Genomic DNA, 20,548 nt, shown 5'->3' on the forward strand with positions numbered 1-20,548 from the left:
GGGATTGTTTCACCGGCTGTGCGGGAGAGTGGTCTATACCCATTCGAAGGGAGCGCATGTGAGACAGCACAGAACGCCCCGACTCCTCGGTACGCTGCTGCTCGTGGTGGCCGCAGGTATCTCCGTCGTCGGCGCGGCACCGTCCGCCGCAGACCGAACCGCCACCCCGCTCGGCCAGGTGATTCCGGCCCCCGCATCTGTTGACGCGACCGGATCCCCGTACCGGATCAGCAGTGGTACGCGTATTCGCGTGGACGACTCGGGGGAGGTCCGCCGCATCGGCTCGTATCTCGCCGACGTCCTGCGTCCCTCGACCGGCTATCGGCTGCCGGTCACCGACGACGGCGGTCGCGACGGCATCCGGCTCCAACTCACCGGCAAGGACTCCGCGTTGGGCGCGGAGGGATACCGGCTGAAGAGTGGCAAGAGCGGCGTCACCATCATGGCCCGGGAGCCCGCCGGGCTCTTCCACGGTGTGCAGACGCTGCGCCAGCTTCTCCCGGCCTCCGTCGAGAAGGACTCCGCGCAGCCGGGACCCTGGACGGTCGCGGGCGGCACCATCACCGACACACCCCGCTACGGCTACCGCGGCGCGATGCTCGATGTCTCCCGGCACTTCTTCGGCGTCGATCAGGTCAAGCGCTACATCGACCAGATGGCGCTCTACAAGGTCAACAAGCTGCACCTGCACCTCAGCGACGACCAGGGCTGGCGGATCGCCATCGACTCCTGGCCGCGGCTCGCCACGTACGGCGGGTCCACGCAGGTCGGCGGCGGGTCCGGCGGCTTCTACACGAAGGCCCAGTACAAGGAGATCGTCCGGTACGCCTCCTCGCGCTTCCTCGAAGTCGTGCCCGAGATCGACATGCCGGGCCACACCAACGCGGCGCTCGCCTCGTACGCCGAGCTGAACTGCGACGGGGTCGCCCCGCCGCTCTACACCGGCACCGAGGTCGGCTTCAGCTCGCTGTGCGTCGCCAAGCCGGTGACGTACGACTTCGTGGACGACGTGATCCGGGAGCTGGCCGCGCTCACGCCCGGCAAGTACATCCACATCGGCGGTGACGAGGCGCACTCGACGCCCCACGAGGACTTCGTGGAGTTCATGACCAAGGTGCAGCCGGTCGTCGCCAAGTACGGGAAGACCGTGATGGGCTGGCACCAGCTGACCGGGGCGACCCCCGCGAAGGGCGCGCTGGCCCAGTACTGGGGTCTGGACGACACGGACGCCGCCGAGAAGGAGCAGGTCGCGGCGGCAGCGCGGAACGGGACCGGGCTGGTCCTGTCGCCCGCCGACCGGGTGTACCTCGACATGAAGTACACCGCGGACACCCCGCTCGGCCTTGACTGGGCCGGTCTGGTTGAGGTCAAGCGGTCGTACGACTGGGATCCCGGCAACTACCTTGCGGGCGTGCCCGGTTCGGCGGTCCGGGGCGTCGAGGCGCCACTGTGGACGGAGACCCTCTCGACCTCGGCGAACCTGGACTACATGGCGTTCCCGCGGCTGCCCGGGGTGGCCGAGCTCGGCTGGTCGCCCGCGGCCACGCACGACTGGGACACGTACAAGGTGCGGCTCGCGGCCCAGGCGCCGCGCTGGGACGCGATGGGGACGGGTTATTACCGGTCGCCGCAAGTCCCTTGGCCCGCAGGGTAGTTGAACTCCATAGCGCAAGTCCCTCGGCCCGCCGGGTAGTTGAACTCCGCAGCGCAAGTCCCTCGGCCCGCCGGGTAGTTGACCCCGCCGGGTTGAGGGCCGGCATGGTGGAGTGCGATAGCTGACACGGCGGCGGGCGTCCCCTGGGACCGTACGTGGGGACGCCCGCCTGCTTGTGGGAGCGGTAAGTCGGTGCCTACCGCCCGGCGATGGGGTTCTGCAGTTTCCCGACGAGCTGGAGGGCTCCGGCGGGATCGGCGAGATCCACCATCTGTTCGTTGTCGCGCAGCTGGAGACGGTTGAGGCAGGACAACGCGAACTCGGGCGCGAACAGGTCGAACTGCTTGAACCTGTCCGCGAGTTCGGGCGTGGCCGCCTGGTACTCGCGTACGCACTCGGCGACCGTCCGCCAGAATTCGTCCTCCTCCAGGACGCCCTCGCTCGCCAGGTTCGCGGCGAGGAAGCGGAAGAAGCAGTCGAAGACGTCGGTGAAGATCGACAGGAGTTTCTTGTCCTCGGGGACGTCGACGCGCAGCCGCTCGACCGTCGGTGGCAGCACCGCGTCCGGGTCCATGACGACGATCTCCTCGGCGATGTCCTTGTAGATCGCCCGCTCGACAACACCGTCCTTGAGGACCAGGATGACGTTCTCGCCGTGCGGCATGAACACCAGGTCGTACGCGTAGAAGCTGTGCAGCAGCGGGGTGAAGTAGGCCCGGAGGTAGCGGGCGAGCCACTCCGCCGGCGCCAGTCCCGAGCGTTCGACCAGCGCGGTCGCGATCGACGCGCCCTCGTGGTCGACGTGCACGAGCGAGGCCATGGTGGCCAGGGACTCGCCGTCCTGGAGCGAGGGGACCGGGCTCTCGCGCCACAGGGCGGCGAGCATTTTCCGGTACGGGGAGTAGCGGTCGGTGGCGGCCTCGTACTCCAGGTGCCGGTAGCCGACGGCCGCCCGCTCGCGGATGATCGACAGGCCCGTCGACTTCAACACCGGGTCGTTGTCGATGAGTTGGGCGAGCCAGTCGTTGATGGCCGGGGTCGCCTCCATGTACGCGGCGGACAGCCCGCGCATGAAGCCCATGTTGATGACCGACAGGGCGGTCTTCACGTAGTGCTTCTCGGGGGCGCTCCGGTTGAAGAACGTCCGGATCGACTGCTGGGCCAGGTACTCGTCGTCGCCCTCGCCCAGACACACCAGGTGCTTCTGGGCGACCTCGGCGGCGAAGGTCACGGTGAGCTTGTTCCACCACTGCCACGGGTGAACCGGGATGAACAGGAAGTCGGCCGGGTCCAACTCCTGTGCGCGCAGGGTGTCGTTGAACCGCGCGACCGTCCCCTCGCCCAGCTCCTCGCGCAGGAAGGACTCGTACTCGATGCCCACGCCCGCAGTGAAGGCGGCCCGCGAGCGGTGCGCGGCCAGCCACACGAGCCGTACGGGACTGGCGGTCTCCGGCGCGTACGAGAGGTACTCGTGGACCCCGAAGCCGAGTCGGCCGTTGTTGGCGACGAAGCAGGGGTGGCCCTCGGTCATGCCCGTCTCGATCTCCTGGAAGCCGCTGTTCGCGAGCTCGGCGGAGGTGAGCTGAGGCTTGGTGAGTTTGTAGCAGGTGCCGGAGAGGGTGGAGGAGATCTCCTCCAGGTAGACCGGGAGAACCTCGTCGCTCAGGCCGAGCGCGCCCTTCAGCTCGATGAAGAAGTCCAGGGCGTGCAGGGGGAGTTCGCCGCCGTTCCGGTGGCGGGTGATCGACTCGGCGTCGACCTGCCAGTGGTCGAGGGCGCGGCGGGTGGCGGTGAACCGGTAGCGGGTCAGCCCGTCGTCACTGCGGATGGCGTACTCGCGGTACTCGCGGTACTCGCCGTGGTTGCCGTCGGTGCGGTCGGTGGCGTCGACCGCCTCCGGTGTGATCAGCCGCTCGTGGGCGAACTCGGCGAGGGCCTTGCGGATGAGGAGGCGGTTGGCCCGGGCCCAGCGGTGGGGGGACAGATGCGCCACGGCGTCGGACAGGGTCACAGCGAAACTCCTCGGGTGGCCAGGCTGCGCTTGCTCAGGAACTGCTCGCGCGTGCAGAAGGAGAGCAGCGCGCGCTTCTCCGGTTTGTCGATCTCGCGCGCCGGGACGAAGCCGACGGCCTCGTTCAGCGCGTGGACCGCCGTGTTGGTGACATCCGGCTCGACGACGACCCGCCGGGTGCACGGGTCGGCGAACAGCTCGTCCATCACCGCGGTGATGACGGCCCGCGTGAAGCCGTGCACGGGCCGGTCGGTGGGGGCGACCAGGAAGTGCATACCGACGTCACCCGGCTCGGGCTCGTACAGCCCGACCAGCTCGATGTACCGGGGGTCGTACTTCTCCATCAGGAACGCGGGCCGACCGTCGTGGAAGCCGAGATACGCGTGATGGTGCTCGCTGGCCGCGACGGCCATGTACTCCCGCTCCACGTCCTGGAGTTTCGCCTCCTGCATCATCCAGAAGGCGGCCTTGGGATGCGTCACCCAGGAGTGCAGCAACTCGGCGTCTTTCAGGGGGTCGAGGGGGCGGAGGCTGAGGGGACCGACGGTGTTGCCCGTTCCCGTTCCCGTGCTCGTTCCGGTGCCAGCGGCGCTCATATCGCGAACTCCTGGAACGCGATGGACTTCTCCACCGGGTAGTACTCGGTGCCGAGCAGCTCCCGGATGATGTACGCGTTGCGGTAGGCGCCCATGCCCAGGTCGGGCGAGGTGATCGAGTGCGTGTGGACGCCGGCGTTCTGCAGGAAGATGCCGCGTCCGGTCGTGTCGATGGCGTAGTTGCGGGCCACGTCGTGGTTGCCCTGCTCGTCGTAGCGGATGCGGTCGCGTACGGGCTTCAGGAACGCGGGCTCCACGTACTTGTAACCGGTCGCGAGGACCACGCCCTCGGAGTGCAGCTCGTAGTCCTTGCCCTGCTCCTCCTGGCGCAGGCCGAGGGTGTACGTGCCGGACTCGTAACTCGCGCTGCTCAGAGCGGAGTTGGTGAGCAGACGGGTGGGGACCGGGCCGCCGAGGTTCTTCTGGTAGAGCAGGTCGAAGATCGAGTCGATCAGCTCGCCGTCGATGCCCTTGAACAGGCCCTTCTGCTCCGTCTGGAGGCGGTAGCGGGTCCGCTCGGGCAGTGCGTGGAAGTAGTCGATGTACTCCGGGGAGGTCATCTCCAGCGTCAGCTTGGTGTATTCGAGCGGGAAGAAGCGCGGCGAGCGGGTGACCCAGTTGAGCCGGTAGCCGTGGACGTCGATCTCGCTCAGCAGGTCGTAGTAGATCTCGGCGGCGGACTGCCCGCTGCCGACGAGCGTGATCGACTTCTTCGCCTGCAGCTCCCGCTTGTGCTGCTGGTAGCGGGAGTTGTGGATGAAGTCCCCGCCGAGGTTCTGGCAGGCCTCCGGTATGTACGGGGGAGTGCCGGTGCCCAGGACGAGGTGCCGGGCGTGGAACTCGACACCGGCGGTCGTCCGTACGACGTACACGTCGTCCGCGTACGTCACCTCGGCGACCGTCGTGCTGAACCGGACGCTGGTGAGCTTCGAGGCGGCCCAGCGGCAGTAGTCGTCGTACTCGACGCGCAGCGGGTAGAAGTTCTCGCGGATGTAGAACGAGTACAGACGGCCCGATTCCTTCAGGTAGTTGAGGAAGGAGTACGGGGACGTCGGGTCGGCCAGGGTGACCAGGTCCGACATGAACGGGGTCTGGAGGTGCGCGCCCTTCAGGAACATCCCGGAGTGCCACTCGAAGTCCGGCTTGGACTCCAGGAAGACACCGTCGAGTTCGTCGATCGGCTCGGTGAGGCAGGCGAGGCCGAGGTTGAAGGGGCCGAGCCCGATACCGATGAAGTCGTGGATTTTCACGGCGGATCCGGGAAGCGCGGATTCAGGAAGCCCGGATTCAGGAAGCGCGGACAAGGGACTCTCCCAGGTACTGCTCGGCGTGGCCGGCGATCAGATCGAGTACGGCGGAGATGTCGTCCGGCGTGGTCTCGGGGTTGAGCAAGGTGAACTTGAGGAAGTGGCGGCCGCCGACCTTCGTCCCCGCGACCACCGCGTCGCCGGAGGCGAACAGGGCCTTGCGGGCGTACAGGTTGGCGCGGTCGATCTCGGCCGGGTCGGTGACGGCCGCCGGGATGTAACGGAAGACGAGGGTGGAGAGCGAAGGCGCGACGACGACGTCGTAGCGCGGGTCGGCGGCGAGCAACCGCCAGCCCTCCTCGGCCAGTTCGCAGACCTCGTCGAAGAGCTGGCCGATGCCCTCGGCGCCCATCACGCGCAGCGTCATCCACAGCTTGAGGGCGTCGAAGCGGCGGGTGGTCTGGAGGGACTTGTCGACCTGGTTGGGTATGCGCTCCTCCACCATGCGGCGCGGGTTGAGGTACTCCGCGTGGTAGGTGGCGTGGCGGAGGGTGGCCTCGTCGCGGACCAGCACGGCGGACGAACTGACCGGCTGGAAGAAGGACTTGTGGTAGTCCACGGTCACGGAGTCGGCGCGCTCGATGCCGTCGATGCGGTGCCGGTTCTTCAGGGACGCGAGCAGTCCGCAGCCGTACGCGGCGTCGACGTGCAGCCAGGCACTGAACTGCTCGCACAGCTCGGCGATCTCGGGCAGCGGGTCGATGGAACCGAAGTCGGTGGTGCCCGCGGTGGCGACGACGGCCATCGGGACCAGGCCGTCGCGCTTGCAGCGCTCCAGCTCGTGGGCGAGCGCGACCGTCTGCATGCGCTTGTCGTTGCCGACCGGGATCGAGATCACGGAGTCCTGGCTGAGGCCGAGCAGTTTGGCCGACTTCTTGACACTGAAGTGGCTCACCTCGGAGGCGAAGATGCGCAGTTTGGCGTGCGAGGCCGACGCTTCCCACCCTGCCCGCCCTGGCTTGGCCTCCTCGCGGGCCAGCAGCAGCGCCTGGAGGTTGGACTGTGAGCCGCCCGAGGTGAACACGCCGTCGGCGGCGGGCCCGAACCCGATGCGCTCGTTGGTCCAGTCGATGAGCCGGCGCTCGATGAGGGTGCCGCCGGCCGACTGGTCCCAGGTGTCGAGCGAGGAGTTGACGGCGGAGAGGACGGCCTCGCCGACCACGGCGGGTATGACCACCGGGCAGTTGAGGTGCGCGAGGTAGCGGGGGTGGTGGAAGTAGATCGCGTCCCGGAGGTAGACGTCCTCCAGCTCGTCGAGCACCGCGGTGGTGTCGTGCAGCGGCTTGTCGAGGTCGATCCGCTCGATACGGGGCGCGAGGGCGTCGACCGTGACACCCGTGTACGGACGGTCGGTGGTGGCGAGTTTGGCCGCCACCCGCTCGATTCCTTCGGTCACGGAACGGCGGTACCGCTCCGCGGTCGTGTCATTGAGCAGGTGCGAGCGCATGGGGGAGTCCTCCGGGGGCAGGAGACAAACGGGCGCGTGAGAGACGTGGGGGGCGGCGCTTAACTTAGGTAAGCCTAACCTAAGTTCCTATGGGTTTCCGTTCCACCCGTGCCGCTGTGACCTACGCCTCTCGCCCGTCACTTCTCCGCTACTTCTCCTGCTGCATCTCCCGCTCCTGCTTCCGCTACTTCTCCCGTTGCTTCCTCCGTCACTCGCCTCGCTCGCGCAGCTGCTCCTCGCTCAGTCCGCGGCGCCAGTAGCCGACGAAGGTGACACGCCGGCGGTCGAACTCGCGCTCCCGCACGAGGTGGCGCCGCAGCGCCTTCACACAGCCGGACTCGCCTGCGATCCAGGCGTACGGGGCCTGGGCGGTGGGGAGTTGGGCGGCGCGGATGGCTTCTAGGGCCAGGGGGGTGCCGTCGGTGTGTGTCTCGTTGGGGGGCTGGTCCTGTACGTCGCCGCGTACGAGCCAGGTGATCTCGGCGTCCGCGGCCGTGGTGGGCTCGACGCGGTCACCGGCGTGCGGGACCTCCAGCCAGACGCGGGCCTTCGTCCCGGCAGGCAGCGCCTCCAGGATGGCCGAGGCGGCGGGCAGGGCCGTCTCGTCGGCCCAGATGACGATGAGGTCCGCGTCGGCGGGCGGGCGGAACCGGATCGCCGTGTTGTCGGCGACGGCCGGGCCGAGCAGGACGGCCCGGTCGCCTTCCGCCGCGTCCGCGGCCCAGCGGGAGGCCGGGCCCGCGGGGGTGGCGGCGCCGGGTTCCGTGCCGTGCAGTACGAAGTCGATGTCGATCTCGGTGGTGGTCCCGTGCGTGTCCTGGCGCAGGGCGCGCAGGGTGTACGAGCGCATGACCGCGCGGACGTCTTCGGGGGTGTCGATCCAGGCCTGGCGCCAGCCGTCGCCGTACTCCATCGGCATGACGGGGGTCTGCTGGCCCGGGCGGGGGAGGAAGAGCGAGAGGCTCTGGTCCTGGCCGTCGGAGGCGAAGGCGTGGATGTCCGGGCCGGTGAAGGTGACGCGGACGAGGGACGGGCTGAGCCGCCTCGTCCGTGTGACCTGAAGGGTGAAGAAACGGAACGGGGCGGCTACTGCCGTCGGCATGGTTTTTGGCTCCTGAGTTGCGTCAGGGGGTGGGTGGTTCGCTTGTGTTCGGTCTGCGGTCCCGGTGGGGGCTTGTCGCGCAGTTCCCCGCGCCCCTGAATGGGCACCCCGAACCGAACAGGTCAGGCGACCTTCTTGGCCTTCTCTATTGCCTCGGCGAGGTCGTTGAGCATGGGGGTGCACTTGGCGTAGGAGAGGATCGGCTCGGGGGTGCGGGCGATGACCTGGCCGGCCTTGACCGCGGGGAGATTCTTCCAGGTCGCCTCGGTGATGTCGGCGGGCTGGATGGTCGCGGTGCGGTCGTCCATCATGATGATGTCCGCCGGGTACTTGTCGACGTTCTCCCAGCTCAGGTTCTCGAACCAGCCGCCGCTGGCCTTCAGGGTGTCGGCCGGGGGCTCGACGATGTTCACGCCGAGGGCCTTGAAGTACTCCAGGTCGACGGAGAGGTTCGAGCCGGAGACGTAGAAGATGTCCTGGCTCGCGGAGCCGATGAGAACCTTGATCTCCGGTCGGGCCTTGGCGGCCCTGCGCAGCCGCTCGGCGGCCGTCTCGAAGTCCGTCTTCGCCTCGACGGTCTTGGCGGCCTTCACGTCGGCGCCGAGCGACTCGGCGAGCGCGAGCATGCGCTCCAGCGGCTGGGGCAGCTGGCGGTCGTAGACGGAGAGGCCGACGCTCGGGGCGAGCTTGAGGATCTTGTCCTTGGACTCCTCGGGGACGTACCAGAGGGTGCCCGCGTCATCGAACATCGTGGTGATCAGGACGTCGGGAGCCAGGCCCGCGTACTTCTCGATGTTGAACTGGCCCCACTCGTTGCCGAGGATCGTCAGCTTGCTGATGTCCATGTCGCCGGCCTGGACATCGGCCTTGCCGTCCTTGGTCTTGGTCGGGCCGAAGACGCCCTTGACCTCGATGCCGTAGTCGAAGAGGGCGGCGGCGACACCGGTGAAGGCGACGATGTTGGCCGGAGCCTTGTCCAGCTTCACCGTCGTACCGCGGTCGTCCTCGAAGCTCCAGGGGCCGGCAGCGGCGGCGCTCTTCTTCGAGTCCGCCGAGCCACCGCTCTTCGAGTCTTCGTCACCGCAGGCGGCGAGCACGGCACCGAGGCCGAAAGCGCCTCCGGCGGCGAGGATGCCGCGGCGGGTGAGGTGGGTGGCACGGGCGTTGGACATGGCTTTGGCTGCTTTCGAACAGGGCGGATGACCCACTGGACAGTGCGGAAGGTAGGTTAGCCTAACCTCACCATTTGTCCAGAAGGCGGGTTCCACCTGCTGAAATGCCCGCGGTGGTCCGGGTCGACGCCTGCGAGTGGCGCGTGAGAGCCGGGTGGGCGGGGAAATCCGCGGCGTGATCTTTCGGTCAATGAGCCCCCGGTTCCTTGCGGTCGAAGCCCTTTTGGTCAGGCCTATTTGTCATTGACATGTGCGCACCATGGGTATGTAGGGTGCCTCAACGTGAACATCCCGTGACTTCCTGTTGGGGAATTCGTGGGATTCGGGGGAGGCACGGGGTGGGCTTGTCCATGTGGAAGAGCGGCAGCGGCAGAGCGTTTGTGACAGCGCTTTCGGTAGCGGTCGTCGGGGGTGTGCTGCCGGTGGCCGGGTTTGGCACTGCGGCTCATGCGGATGCGTCGTCGACGCAAAGAAATGTCGCGACGGGAAGTGTTCCGCAGGCGGCCCGATCCGCGGCGGCGCAGGCGGCCGAGGCCGGGGAGCCCGTGGAGGTGCTCTACGAGCGCACCGAGTACTCGCAGGTGTTCGCCCAGCCGGACGGCAGTTTCAAACTGAGCCAGTCGACCACTCCGCAGCGGGTCAAGGGTTCCGACGGATCTTGGCAGCCGGTCGACGTCACGCTGCAGAAGCGCGCGGACGGGCGCATCGCGCCGAAGAGCGCCGTAGTGGACCTGTCCTTCGCCGGCAAGGGCCCGGGTTCGGACATGATCCGCATCGGGGACCGTAAGGGGCATGTGCTCAGCCTGGGCTGGGACCGCGTACTTACGGAACCGCTCCTGGACGGGGACACCGCCACGTACCGCGAGGTGCTTCCTGGGGTCGACCTTCTGCTGACGGCGACGCCGGAGTCGTATCGCGAGGTGCTGGTGGTCAAGACACCGCAGGCGGCTACGAGTCCGGCGCTGGACAAGGTGGTCCTCGGCGTCGACGGTGAGGGGCTGGAAGTCCGGCCCAGCGCCGACGGCGGCCTGGTGGCGGCGAACGAGGACGGGGTGGAGGTCTTCACCGGGCCACCTGGGTTGATGTGGGACTCCGCCGGTGAGGCCGCCGAAGGTTCTGGTTCTCGGACCCTGATGGGCGGCAGTGCTGCCGCAGCCGAGGGCGAGGAGGGCGACCCGGCTGTCGGCCCCGGTAACGGTGCCGCTTCCGCAGTGATGCCTGTGCAGGTCGAGGGCGACAGCATCGCCATCGTGCCGGATGCCGGGATGCTGGAGGGGCCCGGCACTGTCTACCCGGTCTACATCGATCCGGCGGTCGGACTCGGGCACACGTACCGCACGGTTCTGTCTTCCGACGGCGACAGTTTCTGGAAGTTCGACGGAGCCGGATACGGCATCGGCCGGTGCGGCTCCAACTCCCAGGGCGCGTGTACCACCGGTGCCTGGTACACGAACCGGATGTACTTCCAGTTCAACTCCGCGAGTGCGCTGCGTGGCAAGTACGTGATCGACTCGACGTTCCGGGCGTACGAGACGTGGTCGTTCGACTGCAACCCGGCCTGGGTGGACCTGGAGCGCACCGACGGAATCTCCTCGGGCAGCAAGTGGCCGGGCCCGGGCGGACCCAAGTCGGACAACAGCTGGGACCAGCTGGGAGACAAGTACGTAGCGGCGGGACGCGGCACCGCGTGTGCGCCGGAGCAGCCGAACGCGTGGATCGAGTTCAACGACAATCCGGACGAGCCGGATGAGAACCTCAACTCCACGGTGCGGAACTTTGCCGACGGCAGGATCGACAACCTGACGCTCATGCTGAAAGCGAAGGACGAGTCGGACGTCACCGCCTGGAAGCGCTTCGACGACAACGCCGAACTCGAGGTGGAGTTCGCCTACCAACCCGGGGTGCCGACCCGGTATGGGATATGGCCGGGCAACATGGGCGGCGACCCGGACGACGTGCAGTGCTCCACCTCTTCCTCCAACCCGGTCATCGTCACCCGGGCTGAGCCGAATGTGCAGGCGTCCGTGCAGACCAAGGTCGAGCACGGCGAGGGAAAGTCAGAAGGCCAGCTCCAGGCCGAGTGGGTGATGGAGCGTCGACAGGCCGACGGCACCTGGGTGAGCAGTTGGAGCGACTACAAACCCGACGACGGCTGGTCCCCTGACGGCACCGTGGAGACAGCGAAGGTCTCCCCGCGCACGGACAAGACGACATACCGGGTCAAGGCCCGGACCCAGTCGCATTGGGCCTACGACACCAAGTCCGGAGACCTGTTCTCGTCCTACACCCCGTGGTGCTACTTCAAGGTCGATGCCGATCGGCCACAAGCCCCCGTCGTGAGCGCCGTGCAGGGCGGCATCTACGCGCTCTGCGTCACGGAGGACTGCCCTGCCCAGGGCGGCCCCGGCACCCGGGGCAAGCTGCACTTCGCTCAGAACTCCGCGGACACCGATGTCGTGAAGTACGAGTGGCGGCTGCCGGGAATGGCCAAGACCGAGTTCATCACCGGTGCCGGTGTGGACGAGGAGATCACGCCTTTGGTGGCGGGCCGCCAGACCCTGCAGGTCCGCGGCTGGGACGTCGGCGGCTCCGGTGAGTGGGCCTACGTCAAGATCAAGGTCGCAGCCGCGCAAGGCGTGCTCGGCCGCTGGCACTTCGACGACTTCCCGGCGGGCTCAGGCGAAAAACTGGCCAAGGACAGCGCGGTCGAAGGCGCTGTCCGCCACAACGCGACGATGTACACCGACGGCACAGGCTTCTCCTCGCTCGCACGTCGCGGAGACGCGGACCAGTCGCTGTGGCTGGACAGTACCGACCCGGCCAAACAGCAGGGATATGCGGCCACTTCGACACCTGTTCTCAACACCAGTGACTCCTTCACCGTGTCGACCTGGGCGTATCTGACCGACACCTCCGTCAACAGGGTGGTGCTGGCTCAGCCCGGCAGCGCGGCGAACGCCTTCACGCTGTACTACTCGACCGCCCTCAAGGCATGGGTGTTCAACCGCACCGACCAGGACAAGACGAGCCCGGTCTACATCCGCTCCGTCGCCGACCAGCAGAATCCTCAGCTGAAGGTGTGGACGCACTTGGCGGGCGTCTTCAAGACCGAGGGCGATGACGGTATCCCGGACACCGATCCGACGAACGACACGATCCAGTTGTTCGTCAATGGCCGGCCCCAGGGGCAGCCGGTGAACTTGGCCGGCGCGGCCTCCACTTACCAACCCTGGTCGGCCTCCGGCGGTCTGCAGTGGGCGCGTTCGGTCAAGGCGGGTGCGGGTCAGGAATTCTTCCGAGGCCGCCTGGATGAGACGGCGGTGTGGCAACGTTCCCTGACCGAGGCGGAGATACGCCTGGAAGGCACGCTCCAGGAGAACGAGGCCGCCGCGACGGAACTGATGGCGGAATGGGACGCCTCCACCTCGACGGGCACCGCACTGGCGGAGAAATCGGGCTACCCCTTCCCGGGAATGACACTTGCCGGCAATGCCAAACTCGGGGAAAACCCGCAACTGCTGACACTGGACGGTGCCAACAGTTACGCCACCACCACCGGACCAGCGGTCGATGAGACCGGTTCCTTCACTGTCAGCGCGCTGACCCGGGCAGATTCCGCCAAGCTGATCGGCAAGGCCGACGGCTACACCATGAGCGTCGCCAAGCAGAAGATCGGCAATGAGGCGTCGTGGGCCCTGAAGCTGGTCAAACTGGCCGACGACATCGACGGTGACGGCAAACCCGAATGCCTCTGGCGTTTCGAGCGCACCAAGGTCGACGCCACGGGGAAGAAGACCGCAACGACGCAGGTGTCGGCCACCGCTGTGGCGATCCTTGACGAACTCGTGCATGTCACCGGCGTGTACAACGCGGCCGAGGCGTTCGACGACGGCGACGCCACCCGGTTCGGCACACTGCACCTCTTCGTCGGCGCCGACGAGCAGGCGGACGAAGCGACCGAGCCGAACTTCGCCGATCCGCAGCAGGGCACCGGCGAGCTCGCCATCGGCCGTGGCCACAGCAACGGCACACCTGGCGAATACCTGCCCGGTGCGGTGGAGGACTTGCGCATCTGGACCGGAGCCATGGAGAGCCGTCAGATCGCCGAGCGAGTCCTTGGCGAGGCGACGCCCACCGGCTGACCGACCATGCGAGCGGCAGCCGAATCCGGCACGAACACCGCTCACTCCGGCACACAGGCAACCGAACAGATCCCTGCACACGGATGCGGGTGGGTCACACGATGACGATGGGGCGGAAACGGGCAATGAGGGCTGCACACCGAGTAGGACGGCGACGCTGGATGGGGCGTGCGGCCGCGGTTCTGTCGTTGGCCATGCTGCCGGGGCTGCTGGCTCCCATCGAGTACCGAGCCGAGGCTCAGGACAAGGGCCTCGGCCGACCGGATCTGCCCGCCCCTCGCGAAGCCGACCTGCGGCCTGTCGCCACCGAGCCGGACAAGAAGAGTGCCGCTGCACTGAAGAAGGCGGAGGCCGCCGACAAGGCCGCGGCCGGACGGGCGCGCGACCAGCAGGCGGTGAAGCCCGCATGGCCGAAGCCAGGGACCGTCACGGTCGACGTACCGACCACCGGCACCACGCGCGTCACAGCCGGATCCCTGCCCATCACCATCGCCGCCCCCAAGTCCGGGCGCACCAAGGCAGCCGACGCGGTGACCCTCACGGTCCTCAACCGGAAGACGGCTCAAGCGGCCGGCGTCGACGGAGTGCTGCTCACCGCCCAGGGCAAACACAAGGGCGCCGCTCGCCTGACGGTGGACTACCGCAAGTTCGCCGCCGCGGGCGGGGACTTCGGCGGCCGGCTCCGCCTCGTGCAGCTGCCCGCGTGTGCCTTGACCACACCCGACAAGCGTGTCTGCCGCGTCCAGACGGAGCTCGTCTCCTCCAACGACCCTCGGGCCGCCGCGGTGGCGGGAGACATCACGCTGGCTCAGCCGTCGGCCTCGAACGCCGATCGGCCCACGGCCGCCAGCACAGCCACCACGCGCCAGGCGACCGTGCTCGCCGTCACGGCAGGCGCCTCCTCAGGGCTGGGCAACTACAAGGCCACTCCGCTGTCGGCCTCCTCCACCTGGGAAGCCGGTGGCTCGTCCGGCTCGTTCAGCTGGAGTTACCCGTTCGGCGTGCCCGCCCCGGCGGCCGGACCCGGCCCGGATCTGGCCCTCTCCTACGACTCCAGCAGTGTGGACGGCCGGACCGCCAACACCAACAACCAGGGCTCCCTCGTCGGAGAGGGCTTCGATCTCACCTCCTCCTACATCGAGCGCAAGTACCACTCGTGCGACGACGACGGCCAGACCGACAAGTTCGACCTGTGCTGGAAGTACACCAACGCCTCGATGGTGCTCAACGGCAAGGCCTCCGAACTGGTCAAGGACGACACCAGCGGTGAGTGGCGGCTGAAGAACGACGACGCGTCCAAGGTCGAGCACCTGACCGACACGGCTCTCGAGAACGGCGACAGCAGTGGCGAGTACTGGCGGGTGACGACGGGCGACGGCACCAGGTACACCTTCGGCCTGCACAAGCTGCCCGGCGCCCCGAGCGGCGAGCGCACCAACTCCGTGTGGACCGCGCCGGTATTCGGAGACGACGAAGGCGAGCCGGGGTACGCCGGTGGCACCACCTTCGCCGGGCGATGGGACGTCCAGGCCTGGCGCTGGAACCTCGACATGGTCGAGGACACTTACGGCAACGCCATGACCTACTGGTACGCCACGGAGAAGAACTTCTACGCCAAGAACGGTGTCGATTCCCCGGGCACGGAGTACGTCCGTGGCGGTTACTTGAAGGAGATCCGTTACGGCCAGCGCGCCGGTGCACTGTTCAGTGCTACCCCGGCGGCCTCGCACAAGGTCACGTTCCCGGTCGCGGAGCGCTGCCTGGCGGCGTCTTCGGGCTGCGACAGCTTGGACGAGGCGCACCGCACCAACTGGCCAGACGTGCCCTACGACGCGATCTGCAAGGAGGGGGACGCCTGTACCGGCCTGGGCAGCCCCACGTTCTTCACCCGCAAGCGGTTGACCGCAGTCGAAACGTACTTCTGGAACACGAAGCTGACCACCCCGGCCTTCGACCAGGTCGACTCCTGGAAGCTCAAGCACCTCTATCTGGATCCGGGCGAGGTCGGCGACTCGTCGGACCAGTCGCTGTGGCTGGACGAGATCCAGCGCACGGGAACCTACGGCACCGACATCGCGCTGCCCGCCGTCAAGTTCGGCCACCAGATGTTCAAGAACCGCGTGGACGGTACGGGCGACAACATCCTGCCGCTGGGCAAGCCGCGACTGTCCACGATCGTCTCCGAAACCGGCCAGCAGACCACTGTCAGCTACCTGCCCGCCGAGTGCACGGCCGGTATGACCAAACCGGCGGAGGACAAGAACACCAAGCGCTGCTACCCGGTGTACTGGTCGCCCAACGGGGGCTCCGTCCCCCAGCTCGACTGGTTCCAGAAGTACCCCGTCTCGGATGTGCGCCTCGGCTCCATCTACGGCGGCACCCTGGCCGTCAACCACCACTACGACTACTCCGGCGGCGGTGCGTGGCACTACAACGACGACCCCATGACCGTGGAGAAGGAACGCACCTGGTCCGTCTGGCGCGGCTTCGAGAAGGTCACGCGCACCATTGGTGACGACACCGGACCGAAGTCCAAGGACGTCACCGTCTTCCTGCGCGGCATGCACGGCGACAAGCAGAAGGACGGCTCCACCCGCACGGTGGAGGTCACAGGGATCAAAGCCCCGAAGATCACCGACCTGGATCGCTACGCAGGTGTCACCCGAGAGCAGGTCACCTACGACGGCGGCGAGGAGGTCTCCGGGAAGGTCAGCGACCCCTGGTCGAAGAAGACCGCCACGCAACACAAGTCGTACGCCGACACCGAGGCCTACTACGTCCGCACCGAGGCCGGCCACGCCCGCACCCGGGTGACCTCGGGCGGCGCCGCCACGGACAGGACGCGCACCACCCGGACGACCTTCGACGACTACGGCATGCCTCTCACGGTGGAGGACTCCGGTACCGAAGCTTCCGGCGACGAGGTCTGCACGCGAACCTGGTACGCCCGCAACACCACCGCAGGGCTCACCGCGCTGGTCTCCCGTGAGCAGATGGTTGCCAAGGCGTGCAGCGTGGCCACGGGCCTGCTCGACCTTCCGGCCGACGATTCCCGTCCCGGCGATGTGATCGCCGACACCGCCACCGCGTACGACACCACCACATGGTCGGCCGCTCAGTCGCCCACCAAGGGTGAGGTGCGGTGGATCGGTCGGGCCAACGGATATGACGCCTCGGACAATCCGGTCTGGCAGAAGGTGACCGCGACCGACTACGACACCCTCGGTCGCGCGACCCTGGTCTCGAACAACATCGGGAGCAGCACCCGGACCACCTACACTCCTGCGGCTGCCGGCCCGCTGACCCAGACCGAGGTGGTCAACGCCAAGCAGCACAAGGCCATCACGGTGATGGACGCCGGCCGGGGCCTTCCGCTGAAGACCACCGATCCCAACAACCGCATTACCGAGCAGAGTTACGACAGCCTCGGCCGGATGACCGAGGTGTGGCTGCCGAACCGGTCCCGTGCCCTGAGCCAGGGCGGCAACTACAAGTTCGGCTACAGCATCTCGAGCACCGCCCCTTCGTGGCTCTCGACATCGACGCTGGGCAGGACCCAGTACAACACCAGCTACGAGATCTTCGACGCGCTTCAGCGACCACGCCAGACACAGGCGCCCTCCCCGCGAGGAGGCAGGGTCGTCAACGAGACCATGTACGACGATCGCGGCCTGGCGGTCGAGACCAACGCCGACCTCTGGGACTCCACCGCTCCGTCAGGCGAGTTGGTCGGCACGGCGGGTGGGTCCGCGCCGCTGCACACCGACACGAGCTTCGACGGCACCGGTCGGTCGACCCAGGTGGTGACCAAGACCTACAACACCACACGCTGGACCACCAGCAGCAGCTACACCGGAGACTCCGTCACCACCACCGCGCCGGCCGGCGGCAACGCCGTGACCGTGCTGAGCAATCTGCTCGGACAGGTCACCGAGCGACGCGAGTACCCCAACCCCACCGCGACCGGCACGCCGGCCACCACCAAGTTCACCTACGCCCCCGGCGGCCAGACGAAGACGATGACCGGGCCGGACGACAAGCAGTGGTCCTACGGCTACGACCTCATGGGGCGTCGAACCACCACCACCGACCCGGACAGTGGCATCACAAGGTCCACGTACACCAGCCTGGATCTGCTCGACACCAGTAGAGACGCCGAACAGCGAAAGCTGATCTACGGCTACGACGAGCTCGGCCGCAAGACGGACCTGTGGCAGACCGAGAAGACCGACGCCAACAAGCTCGCCAACTGGACCTTCGACACGGTCACGAACGGCAAGGGCTACCCGGCCGCCGCCACGCGCTACGTCGGCGGCAAGGCCTACACACAGAGGGTCACCACCTACAACAGCCTCTACCAGCCCCTGTCCTCCGAACTGCAGCTGCCCGCGGCGGCCGACGAGCCGCTCGTCGCGGCGGGGGTGCCGCAGACCCTGAAGTTCGAAACCGCCTACAACGTCGACGGCACTGTGCAGTACACCCGCGAGCCGGTCGTGGCCGGCATGCCCGCCACGGGCACGCAGGCCTACGAGCAGATCGACTACACGTACAACACCCTGGGCATGCCCAACACGGCCAAGGGCGTGACCGGTTATCTGCTGGGCACCACGTACACGCCCGTCGGCCTGCTGGAGCAGCAGACCCTGGGCAGCGACTCGGCGGGCAAGAAGGTCTATGTCGCCAACCAGTACGAGGACGGCACGCGCCGCCTGACGGAGTCGGACGTCACCACCGACACCCACAGCTACATGGTGCAGGACCTCAAGTACTCCTACGACGCCGTGGGCAACGTCACCGCGGTGTCCGACACCGCCACCTGGCAGGGCACCTCACAGGCGGATCACCAGTGCTTCGCGTACGACGGTCACCGCCGCCTCACGGAAGCCTGGACCCCGAAGACCGCGGACTGTTCGAGCTCCGGCCGCAGCACTTCCAACTTGGGGGGTGCAGCGCCCTATTGGTCCAGCTACACGTACAACAACGCGGGCCAGCGCAAGACCGAGACCCAGCACGGCCTTTCGGGTGACACTGAGATCACCTCGACCCACGGCACAACCACCGGGCAGCCGCACCCTCTGACGAAGACCGAAACGAAGGTCCCGGGAAGCTCGACTCCGACCACGCACGACTACAAGTACGACGCCACGGGCAACACCACCAGCAGGCCGGGCACCAAGGCGACGCAGACTCTGGCCTGGAACAGCGAAGGCCGACTCGCCGAAACCAGCGAGCCCGCAGCCGAATCCCAGCCGGCCACCGGCACCAAGTACGTCTACGACGCGGACGGCGAGCTCCTCATCCGCCGCGCCGCCACCACCGATGGCGAGACGGTCCTGTACCTCGGCGCCACGGAGGTGAAGCTCTCGGTCTCGGGCGGCGGCAAGGACAAGGCACTCTCAGGCACCCGCTATTACGCGGGAGGCGCCGTACGAACCGTCGGCGCGGGCAAGAATGAACTCACCTTCCAGGCGGGTGACCACCACGGCACCATGAGCCTGAGCGTAAAGGCGGATGCCACCCAGACGGCAACCCGCCGCTACCTCACACCGTTCGGAGGTCCACGCGGCAACGAGCCCACCACCTGGCCGGACGACAAAGCCTTCCTCGGAAAGCCCGCTGACGAGACAACCGGCCTGACCCATGTCGGGGCTCGCGAATACGACCCTGCCATCGGCCAGTTCATCAGCGTCGACCCCGTCCTCGACGGCAACAACGCCTGGTCCCTCAACGGCTACAGCTACGCGAACAACAGCCCCATCACTCAGTCGGACCCGAGCGGTCTGTACTGCGACGGCTGCAGTGTGAACAACCCCGGCTCGGCCTGGAAGCCGGAGAACGGCCCGGGATGCACGCACAACGCGTGCTACGACCACGATGGGAAAGTCGAGTACGCGATCAGCCACGGTGGTGGTGGCACGGGTGGCAACAGTGTCGGCAACAGCGGCGGTGGCAACTCAAGCAAGCAACCTGAGATCGTCCCCGGGGTGGCCATTCCCACGGAGGAAGATCTCCGGAACCGTGGGTACGACCCATTGAAGAACCAGACGTATTCCCAGCTTCTCGTGAAGTGGTCGGACAGTAAGTGTCTAAGTGACCCGGCTGGCGACGCCTGCAAAGCGCTCAATGCTCTGGGGTGGGTCAGCCCGACGCAGGACTTCCTGGAGTTCATCGGCGTACGCGACGCCATCGACTGCGCCAAGGGAAGCGTCAGCGGCTGCGTGTGGACGGCAGTGGGGCTGCTGCCGGTGGGGAAGCTCGCCAAGGCGGCGAAACTCGTCAAGAGCGGCGACAATGCAGCCGCCGCGGCAATGGCTTGCGTGAGGAGGAGTTTCCTCCCCGGCACTCAGGTACTCATGGCCGACGGCAGTACCAAGAACATCGAGGACCTACGGGTCGGTGACGAAGTCTTGGCGACGGATCCTGAGACGGGGAAGACGGCGCCGCAAGAGGTGACCGCCGCACTCTTGAGCGAAGGAGTCAAGGATCTAGTAAAGATCGCTATCGAAGATGAACGGGGCAGTCGGCAGACGGTAACCGCCACCGACAATCATCCCTTCTGGGTCATAGACCTGGGCCAGTGGGTGGATGCTCGTGACCTCAAACCTGGTCAGAGGCTCCGTACCTCCGCGGGCACCCCAGCTCAGGTCGAGGCCATCCAGCGCTGGACCCAGATCGCTCGTGTGCACAACCTGACCGTTGACGAACTGCACACGTACTATGTGCTGGCGGGACCCACCTCGGTTCTCGTTCACAATTCCGGGGGTGGCGGAAGCAACCCGTGGGCGAATGCGCACGAGTGGCCGACCGGGCAGAAGTTTCCGACGGGCGGAGACACCCGGGGTGCTGTCTCCGGACCGTCGAACGGGATTCTTTACCGAACCGGTGTGAATGGTGAGATAACGAACTACTCCGTCTATGACGAGAGTGGGATAATCTTGAGGAGGGTGGACCTCGTCGGAGAATCTCACAAGGGTGTTGATACTCCGCACGTCCAGGAATTCCACCGAAACCAGACTCCCGACGGCAGGGTCTTCCCGTACCAGGGGCAGACCGCCCGTCCGACGGGTCCGGACGACCTCCCGCCCATGGGGTGTTGATGCAACAGTTCGTGGTTGTG

General features: G+C 67.2%; 9 protein-coding genes. 3 read left to right on the forward strand and 6 right to left on the reverse strand.

Annotation, left to right across the window (positions count from 1 at the left end):
* Positions 1 to 58: 58 nt before the first annotated feature.
* On the forward strand, positions 59 to 1,654 hold the full coding sequence (locus OHA11_RS30105) for a beta-N-acetylhexosaminidase (protein ID WP_266501785.1): 1,596 nt from the start codon (positions 59 to 61) through the stop codon (positions 1,652 to 1,654).
* A 196-nt stretch (positions 1,655 to 1,850) separates the two neighbouring features.
* Here the strand turns inward: OHA11_RS30105 and OHA11_RS30110 are convergent, their stop codons facing one another.
* The 6 genes from OHA11_RS30110 to OHA11_RS30135 form a co-directional block, all read right to left on the reverse strand.
* Positions 1,851 to 3,665 (reverse strand): IucA/IucC family siderophore biosynthesis protein, encoded by a 1,815-nt coding sequence (locus tag OHA11_RS30110; protein WP_266501788.1) that lies wholly within the window; start codon positions 3,663 to 3,665, stop codon positions 1,851 to 1,853.
* Positions 3,662 to 4,261, reverse strand: a complete 600-nt coding sequence (locus OHA11_RS30115; protein ID WP_266501791.1) for a GNAT family N-acetyltransferase — start codon at positions 4,259 to 4,261, stop codon at positions 3,662 to 3,664. Before OHA11_RS30115 ends, OHA11_RS30110 begins: the two co-directional genes overlap by 4 nt.
* A complete protein-coding gene (locus OHA11_RS30120) occupies positions 4,258 to 5,511 on the reverse strand; it encodes a lysine N(6)-hydroxylase/L-ornithine N(5)-oxygenase family protein (protein WP_266501793.1) in 1,254 nt (417 codons plus the stop codon). Before OHA11_RS30120 ends, OHA11_RS30115 begins: the two co-directional genes overlap by 4 nt.
* A gap of 37 nt (positions 5,512 to 5,548) precedes the next feature.
* Positions 5,549 to 7,015 (reverse strand): lysine decarboxylase DesA, encoded by a 1,467-nt coding sequence (gene desA / locus OHA11_RS30125; protein WP_266501795.1) that lies wholly within the window; start codon positions 7,013 to 7,015, stop codon positions 5,549 to 5,551.
* Positions 7,016 to 7,223: 208 nt separating this feature from the next.
* Positions 7,224 to 8,117: a siderophore-interacting protein gene (locus OHA11_RS30130; RefSeq protein WP_266501798.1), complete on the reverse strand. Its 894-nt coding sequence runs from the start codon at positions 8,115 to 8,117 to the stop codon at positions 7,224 to 7,226.
* A 122-nt stretch (positions 8,118 to 8,239) separates the two neighbouring features.
* A complete protein-coding gene (locus tag OHA11_RS30135; protein WP_266501801.1) occupies positions 8,240 to 9,289 on the reverse strand; it encodes an ABC transporter substrate-binding protein in 1,050 nt (349 codons plus the stop codon).
* 248 nt (positions 9,290 to 9,537) lie between these two features.
* Between OHA11_RS30135 and OHA11_RS30140 the strand changes: the two genes are divergently transcribed.
* On the forward strand, positions 9,538 to 13,431 hold the full coding sequence (locus OHA11_RS30140; protein WP_266501805.1) for a LamG-like jellyroll fold domain-containing protein: 3,894 nt from the start codon (positions 9,538 to 9,540) through the stop codon (positions 13,429 to 13,431).
* Between the two features lie 161 nt (positions 13,432 to 13,592).
* Complete coding sequence (locus OHA11_RS30145) at positions 13,593 to 20,528, forward strand: polymorphic toxin-type HINT domain-containing protein (protein ID WP_266501816.1); 6,936 nt, start codon at positions 13,593 to 13,595, stop codon at positions 20,526 to 20,528.
* The last annotated feature ends 20 nt before the right edge of the window (positions 20,529 to 20,548 follow it).

This window comes from Streptomyces sp. NBC_00878 (genome assembly GCF_026341515.1).
GTDB lineage: Bacteria > Actinomycetota > Actinomycetes > Streptomycetales > Streptomycetaceae > Streptomyces.